General features: G+C 68.7%; 20 protein-coding genes. 8 read left to right on the top strand and 12 right to left on the bottom strand.

Going from position 1 to position 18160, the window contains the following annotated elements:
* Window positions 1-81: 81 nt before the first annotated feature.
* The 7 genes from BMY35_RS04960 to BMY35_RS04930 form a co-directional block, all read right to left on the bottom strand.
* On the bottom strand, window positions 82-1383 hold the full coding sequence (locus tag BMY35_RS04960; RefSeq protein ID WP_093196176.1) for a HipA domain-containing protein: 1302 nt from the start codon (window positions 1381-1383) through the stop codon (window positions 82-84).
* A gap of 20 nt (window positions 1384-1403) precedes the next feature.
* Entirely contained in the window at window positions 1404-1919 is a 516-nt protein-coding gene (locus BMY35_RS04955; protein WP_093195890.1) for a helix-turn-helix domain-containing protein, read from the bottom strand.
* 94 nt (window positions 1920-2013) lie between these two features.
* The gene (locus BMY35_RS04950; protein ID WP_093195889.1) at window positions 2014-2994 is read right to left on the bottom strand and encodes a tripartite tricarboxylate transporter substrate-binding protein; all 981 of its coding nucleotides are present in this window, start codon (window positions 2992-2994) and stop codon (window positions 2014-2016) included.
* Window positions 2995-3046: 52 nt separating this feature from the next.
* Window positions 3047-4252, bottom strand: coding sequence for a M20 aminoacylase family protein (locus BMY35_RS04945; RefSeq protein WP_093195888.1), 1206 nt, complete (start codon window positions 4250-4252; stop codon window positions 3047-3049).
* A gap of 80 nt (window positions 4253-4332) precedes the next feature.
* Window positions 4333-5187, bottom strand: a complete 855-nt coding sequence (locus tag BMY35_RS04940; protein ID WP_093195887.1) for a pirin family protein — start codon at window positions 5185-5187, stop codon at window positions 4333-4335.
* Window positions 5184-5768 carry an NADPH-dependent FMN reductase gene (locus BMY35_RS04935; protein ID WP_093195886.1) on the bottom strand — a complete coding sequence of 195 codons (585 nt, stop codon included), beginning with the start codon at window positions 5766-5768 and terminating at the stop codon, window positions 5184-5186. Before BMY35_RS04935 ends, BMY35_RS04940 begins: the two co-directional genes overlap by 4 nt.
* Before the next feature lie 38 nt (window positions 5769-5806).
* Window positions 5807-6193 (bottom strand): DoxX family protein, encoded by a 387-nt coding sequence (locus tag BMY35_RS04930; RefSeq protein ID WP_093195885.1) that lies wholly within the window; start codon window positions 6191-6193, stop codon window positions 5807-5809.
* A gap of 86 nt (window positions 6194-6279) precedes the next feature.
* Here BMY35_RS04930 and BMY35_RS04925 point away from each other — a divergent pair, with 86 nt between their 5' ends.
* Window positions 6280-7182: a LysR family transcriptional regulator gene (locus tag BMY35_RS04925; protein ID WP_093195884.1), complete on the top strand. Its 903-nt coding sequence runs from the start codon at window positions 6280-6282 to the stop codon at window positions 7180-7182.
* Between the two features lie 62 nt (window positions 7183-7244).
* Window positions 7245-7721 carry an FKBP-type peptidyl-prolyl cis-trans isomerase gene (locus BMY35_RS04920; protein WP_093195883.1) on the top strand — a complete coding sequence of 159 codons (477 nt, stop codon included), beginning with the start codon at window positions 7245-7247 and terminating at the stop codon, window positions 7719-7721.
* A 40-nt stretch (window positions 7722-7761) separates the two neighbouring features.
* On the opposite strand, the gene BMY35_RS04915 is transcribed toward BMY35_RS04920, so the two are convergent.
* Entirely contained in the window at window positions 7762-9345 is a 1584-nt protein-coding gene (locus BMY35_RS04915; RefSeq protein ID WP_093195882.1) for a CYTH and CHAD domain-containing protein, read from the bottom strand.
* Window positions 9346-9546: 201 nt separating this feature from the next.
* On the opposite strand from BMY35_RS04915, the gene BMY35_RS04910 reads away from it, so the two are divergent.
* Both BMY35_RS04910 and BMY35_RS04905 read left to right on the top strand, forming a co-directional pair.
* The gene (locus BMY35_RS04910; protein ID WP_093195881.1) at window positions 9547-9963 is read left to right on the top strand and encodes a VOC family protein; all 417 of its coding nucleotides are present in this window, start codon (window positions 9547-9549) and stop codon (window positions 9961-9963) included.
* 169 nt (window positions 9964-10132) lie between these two features.
* Window positions 10133-11218 (top strand): pirin family protein, encoded by a 1086-nt coding sequence (locus BMY35_RS04905; protein ID WP_176947414.1) that lies wholly within the window; start codon window positions 10133-10135, stop codon window positions 11216-11218.
* A 4-nt stretch (window positions 11219-11222) separates the two neighbouring features.
* On the opposite strand, the gene BMY35_RS04900 is transcribed toward BMY35_RS04905, so the two are convergent.
* The 3 genes from BMY35_RS04900 to BMY35_RS04890 form a co-directional block, all read right to left on the bottom strand.
* Window positions 11223-11513, bottom strand: a complete 291-nt coding sequence (locus BMY35_RS04900; protein WP_093195879.1) for a YciI family protein — start codon at window positions 11511-11513, stop codon at window positions 11223-11225.
* Between the two features lie 140 nt (window positions 11514-11653).
* On the bottom strand, window positions 11654-12667 hold the full coding sequence (locus BMY35_RS04895) for a Bug family tripartite tricarboxylate transporter substrate binding protein (RefSeq protein WP_093195878.1): 1014 nt from the start codon (window positions 12665-12667) through the stop codon (window positions 11654-11656).
* A gap of 83 nt (window positions 12668-12750) precedes the next feature.
* On the bottom strand, window positions 12751-13842 hold the full coding sequence (locus BMY35_RS04890; RefSeq protein ID WP_093195877.1) for a tartrate dehydrogenase: 1092 nt from the start codon (window positions 13840-13842) through the stop codon (window positions 12751-12753).
* 122 nt (window positions 13843-13964) lie between these two features.
* Between BMY35_RS04890 and BMY35_RS04885 the strand changes: the two genes are divergently transcribed.
* The 3 genes from BMY35_RS04885 to BMY35_RS04875 all read left to right on the top strand — a co-directional run bounded on the left by BMY35_RS04885 (window position 13965) and on the right by BMY35_RS04875 (window position 16398).
* A complete protein-coding gene (locus tag BMY35_RS04885) occupies window positions 13965-14894 on the top strand; it encodes a LysR family transcriptional regulator (protein WP_093195876.1) in 930 nt (309 codons plus the stop codon).
* A gap of 89 nt (window positions 14895-14983) precedes the next feature.
* Window positions 14984-16060, top strand: coding sequence for a M4 family metallopeptidase (locus tag BMY35_RS04880; RefSeq protein ID WP_093195875.1), 1077 nt, complete (start codon window positions 14984-14986; stop codon window positions 16058-16060).
* The gene (locus tag BMY35_RS04875; protein ID WP_093195874.1) at window positions 16057-16398 is read left to right on the top strand and encodes a protealysin inhibitor emfourin; all 342 of its coding nucleotides are present in this window, start codon (window positions 16057-16059) and stop codon (window positions 16396-16398) included. Before BMY35_RS04880 ends, BMY35_RS04875 begins: the two co-directional genes overlap by 4 nt.
* A gap of 3 nt (window positions 16399-16401) precedes the next feature.
* Here BMY35_RS04875 and BMY35_RS04870 read toward each other — a convergent pair whose 3' ends face one another.
* Window positions 16402-17730, bottom strand: a complete 1329-nt coding sequence (locus tag BMY35_RS04870) for an Nramp family divalent metal transporter (RefSeq protein ID WP_093195873.1) — start codon at window positions 17728-17730, stop codon at window positions 16402-16404.
* A gap of 117 nt (window positions 17731-17847) precedes the next feature.
* Here BMY35_RS04870 and BMY35_RS04865 point away from each other — a divergent pair, with 117 nt between their 5' ends.
* On the top strand, window positions 17848-18156 hold the full coding sequence (locus tag BMY35_RS04865; RefSeq protein WP_093195872.1) for a putative quinol monooxygenase: 309 nt from the start codon (window positions 17848-17850) through the stop codon (window positions 18154-18156).
* Window positions 18157-18160 lie beyond the last annotated feature (4 nt).

The following is an 18160-nucleotide window of genomic DNA, read 5'->3' as shown; positions in this document are numbered from 1 at the left end:
CTTTCGCGGACCGGGGCGGAATGCCCCGGAACCCACGAGGAAGCATGAATGCGGCGGGCGCGTTGTCAATTGACCGGCGTCCTACACGGCGATGTGAGCCACCTCCCTGAGAAACCGCTCGCTCTCGCTTTGCATGCCGCGCGAGATGGACTCCCAGGTCCATTCAGGAAAGTCCGCAGGCAGCAGGGCCTCGACTTCGTCCAATGCGTCATCCACTGAAGCCACCATCTCCAGCATGGCATTCCAGACGTCGATGCCACCGTGCTTCATGGCCAATCCATGCCAATGGCGAGCCTGGATGGTGTGAAGGAGATAGTGCGGGTTCTTCGACCGGATGGCCATGGCCAGGCCCGCCTTGCGCGGCTGGAACTGATTGGGTCCGTTGCCGAAGTACGGCCACATCGAGATGACGTCGTAGAGCGGCGTCATTTCGTAGGCATCGCCGCGCAGCAGGCGGATCGAGAAGTTCTTGGCGTGGCCGTCCGTGGCGGCGAGCAGAAAGAACGCCAGTTGCGCGAGCAGGAACCGAGTGCCGTCGCCGGCATTCCCGCTGCCTTGCAGAAGCTGCAGGCACTTGCCCATGCCGGGGCCACCGTGCTGCTCGTATTTCTTGTCGGAGGGCAGGCCCATTGCCTGGCAGAAGTCTTCCTGCGGCAGGCGCGCGATCCAGGCGCCGCCGCCCATCCGCTCGCGATCGAATCGCTCCACGACAAGAACCGTCTGTCCGCCGAAAGAGGCCATGGAGGTCGGCGCCACAGGCAGGCCGAGTGCCTCGACGATCTGCGCGCACAGCCATTCGTTCTGCACCGAATCGGAGGCGTCCACGCGCTTCGAGCCGCCGATCAGTCCGAGCGGCAGCTTGACGATGTGCGTGGTGGGCGTGGCGCCGTGCGGCCGGCACCACCTGCCGTTCCAGAAGGTCAGGGCGGTCTTCTCCTGCGCGCCGGCAAGGGAGATGCGAAACAGGTCCTCGTCCTGCATGCCTTCCGGGGTGTCCTCGGACGGAATGGCCTGGAGCAGCGCCGCGATCTGCTCTTCGTCCAGAGGCTCGCAGTTCACGGTGTCCCAGCCCTGGGGCACTGCGTCCTGGGGCAACAACTGCACGGCCCCGACACAGTCGCGGCCGATGGCTTCGAGCAGGTCGAAGGTCCTGGCGTCCTTGAGCCTGAAGCGACTGCGCAGACGCGCGCGAATCCTGTCGCTGTCGGGCAGCAGGTTGTCGAAGTAGTTCTTCACCACCTCGCCCCGCACTTCGAGCGCCGGGTTGATCGGGATCGACAGCGACAACGAGCGGTGCCGGGGCAACGTCAGCCAGCGGGGGTCATACCGGAACGAATGGGAGTCGCGATCGACGGACCACGTGCCGACGAATTCGCCGTTCATCCATGCATTCAGCGCCTGCGTCACCACGTTTCCCTCTTCGCCCGGATCAGGAAATTCCGCCGTGATGTCGGCTCCACGGTCTTGTCGGGATTGAGCGCACGAAGCTCGCGCAGCAATGCGCCCATGCCAGGCCTTTGCGCGGCGACGCCTTCAGCAGGATCGGCGAGGTCTTCCGGCACAAGGCTGGCCAGTACCGATTGGTCGCTCATCCTGCGGACGGTCCACTTTCCCTGCCCCTGCGGGAGTTTCACATCGTCGTCCGGCAGCACGTCGTGGGCACGCCCTTGTTCGTCCACGGTATCGGGCATCGAGGCCGAAGGCTCGTCTTCTCGCAGGATGAACGAGGCTCCGAGCGCCGACAGCAACTTCATCAGCTGCTCGAAGCTCACCGCGCCCGGACCGGCTTCGATCTCGGCGACCCGAGCCTGGCTGACGCCGATGAGCGCACCGGCCTGAGCCTGCGTCAGGCCGCGCCTTTTTCGCAGCGCCTTGAGGTGCGGCCGTAGTTGGTCGACGAAGCGCAGGGGATAGTCCATGTTGCAATCAACATATCGGCCCTGGCTTATTTTGTCAATATATCGGCTTAAGCCAATACCGACACATTACTGGCTCAAGCTTATAAAGCGTGACTCAATCGATCTTCGCCCCCGAAGCCTTCACCACCGCCCCCATCGCATCCCAGTCCGAACGCAGCAGCTTCTGGAATTCCTCCGCGCTCTGGCTGCGCGGCTCCACGCCCAGGCGCTTGAAGCGTTCCTGGATCGCCGGGTCGGCCAGCACCTTGTTGGCCGCGACGTTCAGGCGCTCGACCTCGGCCTTGGGCGTGCCGGCCGGTGCGAGCAGGCCGATCCACGAATCGAAGGCGTAGCCCGGCAGGCCGCTCTCGGCCACGGTCGGCAGCTTGGGCAGGAAGGGGCTGCGCGACTGGCCGGTGGAGGCCAGCAGCTTCATGCGCGCGTCGTCCTGGAAGCCGATCACGCCGATGCTCGACGAGATCACCGCCTGCACGCGACCCGCGAGCACCTCGTTGACGGCCTCGCCGGTCGACTTGGTCGGGATGTGCGTCATCTGCAGCCCCGCCTTCGCGAGGAAGGACGCCATCGCCAGGTGCGTGGCGCTGCCGTTGCCTGCCGAGGCGTAGTTGTACTTGCCGGGGTTGGCCTTGACCTCCTTGATGAAGTCGGCCGTGCTCGACACGCCCATGCCGCTGGCCACCGCGAGCACGTAGCCCGCGTTGCCCACGTTGGCCACGCCGACGAAGTCCTTCAGCGGGTCGTAGCTGAGCTTGCTGTAGAGAAAGCCCGCGATGTTGTGGCTCGCGGCGGCGAGGATCAGCGTGTTGCCGTCGGCCGGCGCGCGCGCCACGATCGCCGCGCCCACGGTGCCGCCCGCGCCCGCGCGGTTCTCGACGATGGCGCTGGCGTTCAGCGCAGCGCCCAGCTCGTTGTTGAAGGCGCGCGCCACCGTGTCCTGCACCGCGCCGGTGCCGAAGGGCACGACGATGTGGATCACGCGCTGCTGCGCATGCGCCGGAACGCCGAGCACGAGGGCCGCGGCCGTGGTCGCGAACAAGGCTGCGAGGGAACGTCGGGTGAACGGGGTCGTGGTCATCCTGGTGGCCGCTTTCTTTTCTTCATCATCAACAGAGGGAAGGGAACGCCGATCAGGCGCGCGCCGGCAGCCAGCGCTGCACCAGCTTCACGAAGTAGCTGGCGCCGATCGGGATGATCTCGTCGTTGAAGTCGAACGAGGTGTTGTGGATGATGCAAGGGCCGGGCCCGTGGCCGTCGAGCCGGTGGTCGCCGTCGCCGTTGCCCAGGAAGGCGTAGCAGCCGGGCCGCGCGAGCAGCATGTGCGCGAAGTCTTCCGCGCCCATCACGGCGGGGAAGTCGTCGGTGACCATGTCGTCGCCCACCACCTCGCGCATCACGCCCGCTGCGAAGCGCGCCTCGGCCGGGTGGTTCACGGTCGGCGGCGAGGAGCGCTTGAAGAACACCTCGGCCGTGCAGCCGTGCGCCGCCGCCACGCCCGCGGCCACTTCGCGCAGGCGGGCTTCGAGCTTGTCGATGGCGTTGATCGAGAAGGTGCGGATGGTGCCGCCCACGGTGGCCACGTCGGGAATGACGTTGGGCGCGTCGGAGCCCTGAAGCTGCGTGACCGCGAGCAGCGCGCGCTCGGTGCTCGGAATGGTGCGCGCCACGATGGTCTGCAGCTGCTGCGCGAGCGTGACCACCGCAGCCACCGGGTCGATGCCCGTGTGCGGCATCGAGGCGTGCGTGCCGCGCCCGCGCACGGTGATCATGTAGGTGTTGCTCGAGGCCATCAGCGCGCCTTCGTTGAGCGCGAAGCGGCCGACGTCGCCCACCGGGAAGTTGTGCAGCCCGAAGACCGCGTCGCACGGGAAGCGCTCGAACAGGCCCTCGTCGATCATCTTCTTGGCGCCGGCCTTGCCCATCTCCTCGGCGGGCTGGAAGATGAAATTCACCGTGCCGTCGAAGTCGTCGGGCCCCTGCTGCGACAGGTGCCAGGCGGCGGCCAGCAGCATGGTGGTGTGGCCGTCGTGGCCGCAGGCGTGCATGCGGCCGGGGTTCGTCGACTTGTGGGCGAATTCGTTGGCTTCGTGCAGCGGCAGAGCGTCCATGTCGGCGCGCAGGCCGATGGTGCGACTGCCCGTGCCCTTGCGCAGCACGCCGACGAGCCCCGTGCCCGCGATGCCGCGATGCACCTCGATGCCCCATTCGGCGAGCAGCTTCGCCACCTTCTCGGAGGTGCGGTGCTCTTCGAAGCCGAGCTCGGGGTGGGCGTGGATGTCGCGCCGGATCTCGACGAAGCGGGCGGCGTTGGTGACGAAGGAGTCGGCGATGTTCATGGCGGGGGCTGCTGGCTGCGGAATCGTTCAAAGATGAAGCGAACGATTCTGGCGCAGCCGCCCGCCGGGCGCACGCTGGATTACGAGAGCCGGCCTTCCTGCCTCAGCCTTGCGCCGATGCGCCGGATCTCCGCTTCGCCCTGGTCGAGCGTCGCGCGGCTCGTGTGCACCGAGTAGTGGCCCAGCACCAGCTCGTGCGGATGCTTCACCGCCGAGCCCAGCACGAAGGAGGTGTCGCCGTGCGCGACGAAGTCGATGGCCGCGCCCGATTCCTCGAACACCGCGAGCTCGCCCGCGCCGATGGGGCCGCCCCTGTTGTCGCCGCTCTCGAGCCCACCTTCGTTGACCGCGACCCAGCCCACGGTGTGGCCGGCCGGCGGCACGTAGCTCCAGCGCTCGCCGTCCTTCAGCTTCACCGCCAGGTAGTTCATCGGCGACGGCGCTGGAATCGGGCTCTGCGCCGAGCCGTAGCGCCCGAGCAGCACGCGCGCGGGCCCTTCCGTCGGCACCTGCGAGGGCGCGAGATACATGCTCTGCGCCGGCGCGTTCTCTTCCGAGGCCGGCAGCGCCACCCACAGCTGGAAGCCGCGCACGCGCTCCACGCCCGGCGCGGGCGCGCCCGTGTGCCACACGCCGTTGCCGGCCCGCATCCATTCGACGCCGCCGCCGTGCAGCGTGCCCTGCTCGCCGGTGGTGTCGTCGTAGAGCGTGTCGCCTTCCATCAGCCAGGTCAGCGTGGCGATGCCCGAGTGCGGATGCAGGCCAAAGCCCTTGTGGCCGCCCGTGACGTCGAAGCCGAACAGGTCGAGGAACACGAAGGGCTTGAGGAATTCGCCCAGGTCACCGGGGCTCATCAGCCGCGTGATGCCGCCGTGGCGCGAGCCGCGCGTGCGGTAGACGATGGCGCGGGCCTGCGTTGCGACTGCGGCGGTCATGCGGCCTCCCTCGCTGTCTTCAGCGCCTTGGTCCACCACGCGATGTCGTCGAGCAGGGCGGTCGCCGCCTGCGCCAGGTGCGGGAAGTCGGCGAAGCTCTTGCCCTGCTGCCAGATGCCCAGGAACTCAACCATGCCGATGTGCACCGCGTGGCGCACCGGTGCCATCTGCATCTCGACGGCCACCAGCCGCAGCTGCTCGACGGCGCGCGCCGCGCCCACCCCGCCGTAGCCCACGAAGCCGATCGGCTTGCGGATGAATTCCTTGTAGGCCCAGTCGATGGCGTTCTTCAGCACCGCGCTCGGGCCGTGGTTGTATTCGGGCGTGACGACGATCAGGCCGTCGAAGGTGGCCAGCTTCGCCTGCCAGCGCTGCGCGGCCTCGTTCTTCACCGGCCCCCAGGCCGGCGCGCCGGCTTCGTTGAAAAGGGGCAGCGGGTGGTCGCGCAGGTCGACCAGCTCGAAGGCGAGGTCGGTGCGCTGCTTGGCGATGTCGTGGATCCACTGCGCGGGCTTCTCGCCAAAGCGGCCTTCGCGCGTGGAGCCGAGGATGATGCCGATGCGGGGTTGTTGCTGGGTCATGGGGGTACTCCGGGAAAGTTGGAAGAAGGGAAATCAGGTCAGGCCGCCGTGACGGCGGGTTGGGGCAGAGGCCGCAGGCGCCAGGCGACGAAGCCCGACAGCAGCGCCAGCACCACCGCCGGCGCCGGGTTGCCGCCGATCAGCACCAGGTGCGTGGCCACGGCGCAGACCATGGTCGCGGCCAGCAGCAGGCCGCCGAGGAAACCGGTCGCGGGCGCCAGCAGCAGCAGCGCGCCGCCGACCTCGACCAGGCCCGTCAGGTAGCGGAACCACTGGCCGAAGCCGATGGCGTCGAACACCTGGACCATCTGCTGCGCGCCGGCCAGCTTGGCCGCGCCCGCGGCGCCAAAGGCCAGCGCCAGCAGGATGCGGACGCCCCAGACGATGCGGCGCTGCGTGGGAGAAGCAAGGGATGAAGTAGTCATGGCCACAAGGTTAGGCACGCACCCATTGATCGACTAGGCGGTAGAGTCGGATTGCACTCGTCCAAAAATAGAAGGAATTGCCCCCGATGCTCGATCTGAACGACGTCGCCATGTTCGTGCAGGTGGTCCGTCACGGCAGCTTCGCCGAGGCGGCCCGCAGGCTGGGCCTGCCGCCCAACACCGTGAGCCGGCGCATCCAGCAGCTCGAGTCGCAGCTCGGCACCCGGCTGATGCAGCGATCCACGCGCAAGCTCACGCTGACGAGCGCCGGGCAGGCCTTTCACGACCAGTGCGCGGGTCTGGTCGACGGCCTGGCTGCCGCCGGACAGGCGCTGGCGGCTGGGGGCCAGGAGCCCAGCGGCCTCGTGCGCGTGGCCGCGCCGGCGGATTTCTTCGATTTCTTCCCGATGGAATGGGTGGCCGACTTCCTGGCCGAGCATCCGCTGGTCAAGCTCGATTTCGTGCTCAGCGACGCGGCCGCCGACCTGATCGCGGAACAGATCGACGTGGCTTTCCGCGGCGGCGTGCTGCGCGACTCGGGCTACGTGGGCCGGCGGCTCATCACCCGCAGCGGCGGCCTGCTGGCGAGCCCCGCCTACATCGAACGGCGCGGCGAGCCCCGCAGCCTGCAGGACCTGGCCCATCACGACTGCGTGACGCCCTCGAGCCCCTCCGGCCACGCCATCTGGCAGCTCACCGGCCCCGACGGCGTGGATGAGGAGGTGCAGGTCACCGGCCGCTTCACCGGCAACACCGCGCAGGCGCTGCGCAAGGCGGCGCTGGCCGGGCTGGGCATCGCGCAGCTGCCGCCCGCGATGGCGACGCGCGACGAGCAGGCGGGCCTGCTGGTGCGGGTGCTGCCGCAATACGAATACAGGGGCCGGGGGCTCAACGTGGTCTATCCGAGCCGCAAGCACCTTCCGCTGGCGGTGTCGGCCTTCATCGGGCTGGTGATGGGCAAGCTCGACCAGATGGACGCGTTCAAGTAGCCGGGCCGCCGGCAAAGGCCCGGCCGCCAGTGCTTTCGGGTTTCGGCTGAGAATGCGACCCCATGAAAATCGCAAAAGACACCGTCGTCACCATCAAGTACAAAGTCTCGGACGCCCAGGGCAAGCTCATCGAGGCGAGCCCCGAGCCGATGGCCTACCTGCATGGTGGATACGAGAACACCCTGCCCAAGATCGAGGAAGCGCTCGACGGCAAGGAAAAGGGCTACCAGACCGTGCTGAACCTCGCGCCCGAAGACGCCTTCGGCCAGCGCGACGAGTCGCTGGTGCGCAGCATCCCCAAGACCGACTTCCCGCCCGGCGTGAAGGTCGGCGGCCAGCTGCAGGGCCGCCTCGACGACGGCCGCGAGCACGTCTTCACCGTGATGAAGATCAAGGGCCCGGTCGTGCTGCTCGACGGCAACCACCCGTGGGCCGGCAAGGCACTGAAGTTCAGCCTGCAGGTGACGGACGTGCGCGCGGCGCAGCCGGTGGAGATCGAGCACCGACATGTTCATGGGGCGCACGGGCACCATCACTGAGGCATCGGCTCTCCCGTTCTCGCTGCCGCCCCTCCGACGGCTAGTTCTTCTTCCAGAACCTCGGCGCGTCCTCGATCTTTTCCAGCGCCTTGCGGCAGGCCTTCGCGCCGGCCGCATGTCGCGCTGTGAACCATCCCACGGCGAACCACGCGCGCGCGTCGCGCGCGGTGGCCTCCCGATACAGCGCAAGCGCGACGGCCTCGTCGTTGTATTCGCCGAGTGCGTCCTGCGCGGGACGCAGGGCCTTCAGGTAGCGGCTGGCGGCGCCTTCTTCTTTCTCGTCGAACAGCGGTGCCACGAATTCGGCGAGGTAGCGCAGGCGCTTGAGGCGCTTGCGCACGCGGTGCTGGCTTTCGGTGTCCAGCGATTCGAAGCGCTCGCCGTCGCGCAGCACCTGCTTGTGCAAGTGCTGCAACCGCTGGCGCAGCAGGCGGCGAGCGGCGTTGGCGCCGACGGGCGGGGGGGCTGGCGGGGCTGACTGGCCCTCTTCAGCGGCGAGCGCCGGTGCTGGTTCCGCGGGCTTCGCGGCGGTGAAGCCGATCAGCGAGACGAGCACGTTCTGGAAGGCTGGCGCGCGCACGATATCGCCGGGAGAGGGCGCATCGGCTGCGGCGGCATCGTCGGCGGCCAGCGGGTCGAAGTCGGGCGCGCCGGCTTCGCGCAAGCGCGGCTGGGCCAGCTTCACGACCTGCTCGCGGTCGCGCAACGCACCGAGCGCGCGGAAGGCCTCGACGAGCGGAGGCTCCCATTCGGCGGCTTCGGCAGCACCCGAGGCGGGGTCGAGTTCGGCAAGCTCGCGCAGGGCCGTCCGCAACCGGCGGATGCCGATGCGCAGCTGGTGGATCTGCTCCTCGTCGGTGCTGCCCGCGGCGATCTCGCTCGCGTTCGGCAGCATCTGCGCAAGGCACGACGCCACCACGGCCTGCCGGATGGCCAAACCGTCCGGCTGCCGGGCGGCGAAGCGCGGCGGCTCGGCCTTCACGGCTTCCACCGTCTCCTGCGCCGCCAGCAGGCGCGCGCCGCGCTCGGCCTTCGACACGGTGCTGAACCACAGCCCATGCTGCTGCGACCAGCGCCGCGCTAGCGAGACCAGGCCCTGCACGTCGCCGCGCTTGAGCTCCAGTTCGAGCTCGCACACCGGCGATTCGCGCTGCTCGGGCGTGCCGGCATGCGCGACGACCTTGCCGACATCGAGCGCCATTTCCACCACCGCGCCGCCGGGCCCGGTGACGCGCAGGTCGCGCGTGAGCCGCACGATGTCGGTCGATTGCCGTTCGACCAGCGGCATGCCCCCGCCATCAGCCAGCAGCTTCGCGAGCCGCTCGCCCACGGGCGTGCCCTGGTGCCGCTGCGGATCGATCTGCGACGCCGGCCCCGTCGTGCCGAGGTCGACGTTGTGCTCCAGCCGGTGCAGGGCGTTGTCGCCGGTGGCCTTCACGGTCTGCACCCAGCGCCGCCCTTCCTTGCGCAGCCTCAGCACCATGCCGTCGGCGGCCAGGCGCTGGTCGGCGGTGTCGAAATAGCGGGCCTGCAGGCGGGTGCGCACGACGGTGCCGCGCTTCAGGGCGGCTTCCACCGCCTTCAGGCGGCTGGGGGGGATGCAGAACTTGAACTCGATTTCCATGAGGCCATGATGCCCGCTCCCTTTCACCGCATGCAATGCCGGCCCCCATGCCGCCGAGGGTCGGATTTCGCCTGCTCGAAAAAAGATGTGGACGCCGTCCATTTTCTTTGATATCTTTTGTGGACGGTGTACACAACACATGGCGAAACAGGACACCGGACTCAACCCACATCCACTCTTTTTCCTCCAAAGGACGACACCATGGCCACCAAGCAGATCTTCGTGAACCTCCCCGTCAAGAACCTCGACAAGACCAAGGCGTTCTTCGCCGCGCTGGGCTACACCTTCAACGAGCAGTTCACCGACGCCAATGCCGCGTGCATGGTCGTCCAGAAGGACAGCATCCACGTCATGCTGCTGGTCGAGGAGTTCTTCAAGACCTTCACCACCAAGAGCATCACCGACACCGCCAAGAGTACCGAAGTGCTGCTGTGCCTCTCGTGCGAGAGCCGCGCCGAGGTCGACGAGCTCGTGGCCAAGGCCAAGGCCGCCGGCGGCACCACCCCGACCGAGCCGAAGGACTACGGCTTCATGTACGGCCACGGCTTCCAGGACCTCGACGGCCACCTGTGGGAGCTGGTCTACATGGACCCGAACGCCGAGATGCCGAAGCAGTAAGGCGCGGCAGGCAGACCGCCGAAGGGGAGAACGATCGATGCCCATCGTTCCATACGCGCTCTTCACCGTTGCACGGAAGGCACCTACCGCAAGGCGGCGGCGCCCCGATATTCCAGGCACTGGCGCGGCATCATCGGCCGCGCCCCACCTGGAAAGGAACAGCAGCGACATGACCGACAACGACAGCAGCGTCAGCAAGAGCCCCATCGTGCGGATCGCCCCCCTGGGCTTCCCGTGGCAGACGATCGACCCGTTCCTCTTCTGCGTCTATCACGACGACGCCTACCCGAAGGCCAACGGCCGCATGGGCCCCGAGGCCTCGCTGGCCGGCCGCCAGATCGGGCAGGACTTCAGCCGCAAGGACGGCTGGAGCATGTACCACGGCGACACGGTGCCGGGCTTTCCCTCGCACCCGCACCGCGGCTTCGAAACCGTGACCATCGTTCGCAAGGGCCTGGTCGACCACTCCGACTCGCTGGGCGCGACCGCGCGCTTCGGCGGCGGCGACGTGCAGTGGCTCACGGCCGGCAAGGGCATCGTGCATTCGGAAATGTTCCCGCTGCTCGACGACGCCGCGGCGAACCCGCTGGAGCTGTTCCAGATCTGGCTCAACCTGCCGGCGAAGAACAAGATGGCCGAGCCGCACTTCACGATGTTCTGGTCGGAGGCCATTCCGCGCTTCGTCTCCGACGACGCCAAGGGCGGCCGCACCGAAGTCGCGGTGATCGCGGGCCGGCTCGGCGACGACCCCGTCAACGGCAGGGCCCCGATCCAGCCGCTGGCGCCGCCGCCCGACTCGTGGGCCGCGCAGGCCGATGCCGACGTGGCGATCTGGACGCTGAAGATGACGCCCGGCGCCCAATGGACGCTGCCCGCCGCCACCGGCGAGGGCACACGGCGCATGCTGTACTTCTTCAAGGGAGCGGTTGCCCGCATTGCCGGCGAACGCGTCGAGGGCCCGGCGGCCGTCGAGCTGCGTGCGAACGAGGCGGTCGACATCGTCAACGGCGAGGCCGGGACCGGCGAGTTCCTGGTGCTGCAGGGCCGTCCGATCGCCGAGCCAGTGGCGCAGTACGGCCCCTTCGTGATGAACACGCAGGCCGAGATCGGCCAGACCATGGCCGACTACCGCCGCACGCAGTTCGGCGGCTGGCCCTGGGACGATCCGGCGCCGGTGCACGGCCACGACGCCCCGCGCTTCGCCCGGCACCCCGGCGGGCGCGAGGAAGTGCCGGCGGGCTCCGGCGGAAGCTGAGGCCCTAGAAGGTCTTGAGGATCTCGACGCTCGGCGCCGTCATGCGCGGCACGAACTCGATGACCTCGGTGCGCGCCACCCCGCCCTGCACGAAGGGGTCGCGCGCCAGCACCGCCTCCAGACCCTCGCGATCGCCCGAGCGCGCGAGGATCACGCCGCCCTGGCGCGGCACCTGCCGGCCCGAAGCCACGAAAAGGCCGCTTTCGTAGTGCTTCTTGAGCCAGACCATGTGCGCATCCATCAGCGCGTCGACTTCCTCGAGCGGGCGGATGTAGGTGAGGGTGACGATGAACATGGGCGCGGCGGCGGTGAATTCGGAAGCCCCGATCCTATGACCTCGGCGGGGCACTCGCCGACCGCAGGTGTGCGCGGTCGTAACCGGTATCACGCCGGACGCGTATTTCTTTCTTATTCGACCTGCTCGACTTACTCGACTTACTCGATCGCGACGCCGCCTTCCTTCACCAGCTTCGCGAACTTGGCCGTCTCCTCGCGGATCTGCCGCGCCATCTCTTCCTGAGTGCCGCCCAGCGGCTCGGCGCCGATGGCCTGCATGCGCTGCGCGAAGTCGGGCGAATGGATGATCTTCACCATCTCGGCGTTCAGGCGCGCGACGATCTCCTTCGGCGTGGCCGCCGGCGCGAGCACGCCGAACCAGGTGCCGATGTCGAAACCCTTGAGCCCCGCTTCGTCCAGCGTCGGCACGTCCGGCAGCACCGACGAGCGCCGCGCGGTGGTCACGGCCAGCGCGCGCAGCTTGCCGCCCTTGATGTGCTGCAGCACCGGCGTGATGGTGTCGAAGGACATCGCCACCTGACCGCCGAGCAGGTCGGTGGTGAGCGGCCCGCTGCCCTTGTAGGGAACGTGCAGCAGCTTCGCGCCGGTGCTCGCCTGGAACTGCGTGCCGATCAGGTGCTGCGCCGTGCCGTTGCCGTTGGAGCCGTAGGCCAGCTTCTCGGGCGCGGCCTTGGCGAGCGCCACCAGCTCGGCCACGTTCTTCGCGGGCGTGTTCGCGGCGTTGATGACCAGCACGTTCGGCACCATGGCCACGACGGTGATGGGCGCCAGGTCCTTCTGGAAGTCGTAGGGCAGCTTCTTGTACACGCTGGTGGCGATGGTGTGATGCACCGCCCCCATCAGCAGCGTGTAGCCGTCGGGCTTGGCCTTGGCCACGTAGTCGGCGCCCAGCGTGGCGCCGGCGCCCGGCTTGCTTTCGACCACCACCGGCTGGCCGAGCGACTGCGAGAGCTTGTCGGCCAGCGCGCGGGCCAGCACGTCGGTGGTGCCGCCGGCGGGGAAGGGCACGACGAGGCTGATGGGCCGCGCTGGCCAGCCTGGAGTGGGCTGAGGCTGCTGCGCAAAGGCGAAGGCCGTAGTGCCCAACCCCACTGCGAGGACTGCGGCACTCAGTACGGTGCGCCGACGGCGCGCGTTCGATGAAGCGTTCATGGTTTGTCTCCGGCTCGTTGTAGTGGTGCGCGCATCGAGGCGCGCGGATACCGTGGAATCGCTCGTTCGCCCGGGGCGGCGGATCAGGCCGCCAGCCGCAGCGGCTCGGCCGCTATGTGCGCGCACACCGCGCGCGTCACCTGCTCGGTGGTCGCTGTGCCGCCCAGGTCACGCGTGTGCAGGGAAGGGTTGGCCGTGACGTGCTCCACCGCGGCCATCACGCGGCGCGCCGCCTCGGCTTCGCCCAGGTGCTCGAGCAGCATCACCACCGACCAGAAGGTGCCCACCGGATTGGCGAGCCCCTTGCCCATGATGTCGAAGGCCGAGCCGTGGATCGGCTCGAACATCGACGGATAGCGCCGCTCCGGGTCGATGTTGCCGGTGGGCGCGATGCCCAGGCTGCCCGCGAGCGCGGCCGCGAGGTCGCTCAAGATGTCGGCGTGCAGGTTGGTGGCGACGATGGTGTCGAGCGAGGCCGGCCGGTTGACCATGCGGGCGGTGCAGGCGTCGACGAGTTCCTTGTCCCAGCTCACGTCGGGGAACTCCTTCGAGACCTGCAGTGCGATCTCGTCCCACATCACCATCGCGTGGCGCTGCGCGTTGCTCTTTGTGACCACGGTGAGCAGCTTGCGCGGCCGCGAGCGGGCCAGCCCGAAGGCGAAGCGCATGATGCGCTCGACGCCCGCGCGGGTCATCATGCTCACGTCGGTGGCCGCCTCGATCGGATGGCCCTGGTGCACGCGGCCGCCGACGCCGGCGTACTCGCCCTCGGAGTTCTCGCGCACGATCACCCAGTTCAGGTCTTCCGCCCTGCAGCGCTTCAGCGGCGCGTCGATGCCGGGCAGGATGCGAGTGGGCCGCACGTTGGCGTACTGGTCGAAGCCCTGGCAGATCTTCAGGCGCAGGCCCCACAGCGTGATGTGGTCCGGAATGTGCGGGTCGCCCGCGGAGCCGAAAAGAATGGCGTCCTTCTTGCGCAGCGCGTCGAGGCCGTTGGCCGGCATCATCTCGCCGTGCTCGCGGTACCAGTCGCCGCCCCAGCCGAAGTCCTCGAAGCTGAAGCTCAGCGCGCCGCCGGAGGCCGCGGCCAGCGCCTCCATCACCTGGCGGCCTGCCGGGATCACTTCCTTGCCGATACCGTCGCCGGGAATGGTGGCAATGCTGTAGCTGCTCATCGTCGATGTCCTCGTTCGTGTGTATGTGCTCTGTCGGGCTCCCACTGTAGGATCGACCGCATCGAACGATTCACGCCGAAAGTGAATCCATCGTTAACCTGAATTCAACAATCGAATCACCCATGGCAACCCCGGTCCAACCCGCCGACCTCGGTTTTTTCTCCACGCTCGCGGCCAGCGGCAGCCTGAGCGCAGGGGCGCGCGAGCTCGGCATCAGCACGCCCGCGGTCAGCAAGCGCCTCGCGCAGATGGAAGCCCGCCTGGGCGTCACGCTGGTGAACCGCACCACGCGGCGCATGAGCCTCACGCCCGAGGGCGAGCTCTACGTGGCGCACGCGCGTCGCATCCTCGGCGAGATCGACGACATGGCGCAGCTGCTCGGTGGTGCGAAGGGCGAGCCGCAGGGGCTGCTGCGCGTGAACGCCACGCTGGGCTTCGGGCGCAGCCACGTGGCGCCGCTGATCTCGAAGTTCGCACGCAAGCATCCGCAGGTCGAAGTGCAGCTGCAGCTTTCGGTGAACCCGCCGCCGCTGACCGACGACGCATTCGACGTCTGCATCCGCTTCGGCGCGCCGCCCGAGGCCCGCGTGATCGCGCGGCGCATCGCGTCGAACCGGCGCCTGCTGTGCGCCTCGCCCGCCTACCTCGCGCGCGCGGGGCAGCCCAAGGTGCCCAACGACCTCACGCGCCATCGCTGCATAGGCATCCGCCAGGGCGACGAGGGCTACGGCATCTGGCGGCTGAGCAGCGGGCGCGGCACTGCACAGCGCACCGAGGCAGTGAAGACGCGCGGCATGCTCAGCACCAACGACGGCGAGATCGCGGTCAACTGGGCACTCGACGGCCACGGCATCCTGATGCGCGCCGAGTGGGACATCGCGCGCTACCTGCGCAGCGGCCGGCTGGTGCAGGTGCTGGCCAACTACCGCACGCCCGACGCCGACATCTACGCGGTATACCCGCAGCGCCACCAGCTGTCGGCGCGCGTGCGAACTTTCGTCGACTTCATGGCCGCCGCGCTCGGAAAAGACGACATGCCGCCCAGGGCTTGAGCCACGATCCGACAGGCGCGGGGCCGTGTTTCTGCTACGGTGTTTTCGAACCGATCGCTCCTGATCGCTCCTCGACGAAAGGCCGTTTCATGCCATCGCGCACGCTGCAGACCCTGCCGCCCGCCTTCGTGCCGCCCTACCTGCTGAGCCGGCTCGCCGAGAACGCCAGCGCGCCCCTCAGCGAACGCGCGGTGAACACGCTGACGATCGACCGCGAGCACCGCGCGCTGCGCGGGTTCGTGCCGCCGGCGGTGGTGCAGGGCGCGACTGCCGTGCCGCCGCGCGCGGCGCGGCCCAACTCGCCGGAACGCGCGATCTACGACGCGGTCCACAAGACCGTGCTGCCCGGAAAGCTGGTGCGCACCGAAGGCAGGCCCGCCACCGGCGACATCGCGGCCGACGAGGCCTACGACCACCTGGGCGCGACCTGGCGGCTGTACCACGACGTGTACGAGCGCGACTCCATCGACGGCGCGAGCATGCCGCTGACCGGCAGCGTGCACTACGGCAAGGACTACGACAACGCCTTCTGGAACGGCACGCAGATGGTGTTCGGCGACGGTGACGGCGAGGTGATGAACCGCTTCACCATCGCGGTGGACATCATCGGCCACGAGCTCACGCACGGCGTGATCGACCACGAGGCCGGGCTCGTCTATCAGGGGCAGCCCGGCGCGCTCAACGAATCGATCTGCGACGTGTTCGGCGTGCTCGTGAAGCAGCACGTGCTGAAGCAGACCGCGCAGCAGGCAGACTGGCTCATCGGCGCCGGGCTCTTCATGTCCAGCGTGAAGGCGAAGGCCCTGCGTTCGATGGCCGAGCCCGGCACCGCCTACGACGACCCGGTGATCGGCAAGGACCCGCAGCCCGCGCACATGAAAGACTTCGTCGTCACCTCGCAGGACAACGGCGGCGTGCACATCAACTCGGGCATTCCGAACCGCGCCTTCCATCTGGCGGCCGTCGCCATCGGCGGACCGGCTTGGGAGACCGCGGGACGCGTCTGGTACGACACGCTGCGCGACAGGCGCCTGCGCCAGGACGCCGACTTCGAGGCCTTCGCGACGCTCAGCGTCGATGTCGCGTCGCAGCGCTTCGGTGCCGGCAGCGCGGTCCGCAAGGCGGTGGCCGACGCCTGGCAGGCCGTGGGGGTGATCGAGCCATGATCCGCCTGCCACCGCTGAACGAGGCGACCACCGTGCGCGTGACGCGCGAGGGCGGCGTGGCCTACGTGCCGGGTCTCGCGCAGCCGCGCAGCTTCCAGCTCGGCGACTGCACGCAGGAGCTGCGCCGGCAGATCGGCGATGCGCTGGAGAGCGCCGTGCCACATGCCGGGCAGCAGGCCGGCGCAACGGTGTCGGGCGGCGACCAGCGCTTCTACCGCGTCGAGGTGCTCGTGCGCAGCGCCGGCGAGCAGCAGGACATCTTCGTAAGCTTCGATGTGCCCGAGGCCGAGGCGCCGGAGGCGCTGGTGCACCTGTGGAAGGAAGCGGGCAAGCGCTGAGGCCTAGGCGCCGCCCAGGACCACCGACGCGATCAGCCACACGTTGGCCGCGCCGATCACGCCGAACAGCAGCCACGCCAGCGACTTCACCACCGCGCCGTTGGCGAAGTCGCCCATCAGCGCGCGGCTGCTCGTGAAGCGGATCAGCGGCCACATCGCGAACGGCAGCTGGAAGCTCAGCACCACCTGGCTGAGCACAAGCATCTTGCCCACGCCGCCGTCGCCGAACCACCAGACGCCCAGCCATGCCGGCCCGAGCGCCAGCGCGCGCGTGATGAGCCTGCGCTGCCAGCACGGGATCTTCAGGTCGAGAAAGCCTTCCATGATGATCTGGCCCGCGATGGTGCCGGTGAAGGTCGAGCTCTGCCCCGAGGCCAGCAACGCGATGCCGAACAGCGTGGCCGCGACCGCGCTGCCGACGATGGGCTCCAGCAGCCGGTAGGCATCGTCGATCTCCGTCACCTCGCGGTGGCCGGTTGCGTGGAAGGCGCTGGCCGCGAGCACCATGATGGCCGCGTTGACCAGCAGCGCGAGCGAGAGCGACACCACCGCGTCGAGCGTGCAGAAGCGCACCGCCTCGCGGCGCGCGGGCTCGGTGTCGGCCACGAGGCGCGTCTGCACGATGGAGGAATGCAGGTACAGGTTGTGCGGCATCACCGTCGCGCCGACGATGCCGATGGCCAGGTACAGCGCGCCCGGCTGGTGCAGCCGCTCCAGGCTCGGGCCGAAGCCCATCGCCACGCCGAACCAGTTGGGCGGCGACATCGCCAGCTCGACGACGAAGCAGGCCGCGATGGTGCCCACGAGCCCCAGCACGATGGCCTCCACGCGGCGGAAGCCCGCGCCCTGCAGGCCCAGCACCAACAGCGTGTCGAAGGCCGTGATGGCGATGCCCACCGGGATCGACACGCCGAACAGCAGGTGCAGGGCGAGCGCACTGCCCAGCACCTCGGCGAGGTCGCAGGCCACGATGGCCAGCTCGGCGCCCAGCCACAGCAGCCGGTTGACGCGCGGCGAGTAGTGCTCGCGGCAGGCGCGGGCCAGGTCCTTGCGTGCGACGATGCCCAGCCGCACGCACAGCGTCTGCAGCAGCATCGCGGCCAGGCTCGCGAGCAGCACCACGAACAGCAGCCCGTAGCCGAAGCGCGAGCCGGCCTCGATGTCGGTCGCCCAGTTGCCCGGGTCCATGTAGCCGACCGACACCAGCAGGCCCGGGCCCGCGTAGCGCATCAGTTTCTTGAAGAAGGGCAGGTCCTGCGGGACAGCCACGCTGCCCTTGACTTCGGAAGGACAGAAGGGCGCGGTGGCCGTGCAGGGCAGCGGAAAGAACATGCGGGCGATGATAGGGACAAGGCCGTGGCGTTGTCGCGGACCTGACCGGCACGGTCGCGCCAAATCTCTTAGATTCGACCGTCGTATTCACCACTCACTCAACCGGAGACCCTTTCAATGATCCACGTCGTCGCCGTCATCACCGCCAAGCCGGGCCAGCGCGCCAAGCTGCTCGAAGCCTTCGCCGCCAACCGTGCGGCCGTGCTGGCCGAGGAGGGCTGCATCGAGTACGGCGCCACGGTCGACGCGCAGGGCATTCCCACGTCCAAGGCCAGCTTCGGCCCCGACACCTTCGTCGTGATCGAGAAGTGGGAAACGCTGGCGCACCTGCAGGCGCACGCGGTCGCGCCGCACATGAAGGCGCACAGCGAGAAGACGAAGGAATTCACCGAGGGCAAGCTGATCCACGTGCTCGAGCCGGTCTGAGGCT

It is taken from the genome of Variovorax sp. YR750 (assembly GCF_900109805.1).
Lineage (GTDB): Bacteria > Pseudomonadota > Gammaproteobacteria > Burkholderiales > Burkholderiaceae_C > Variovorax > Variovorax gossypii.
The sequence above is the reverse complement of the archived record's forward strand: the minus strand, read 5'-3'. Positions and strand labels throughout refer to the sequence as shown.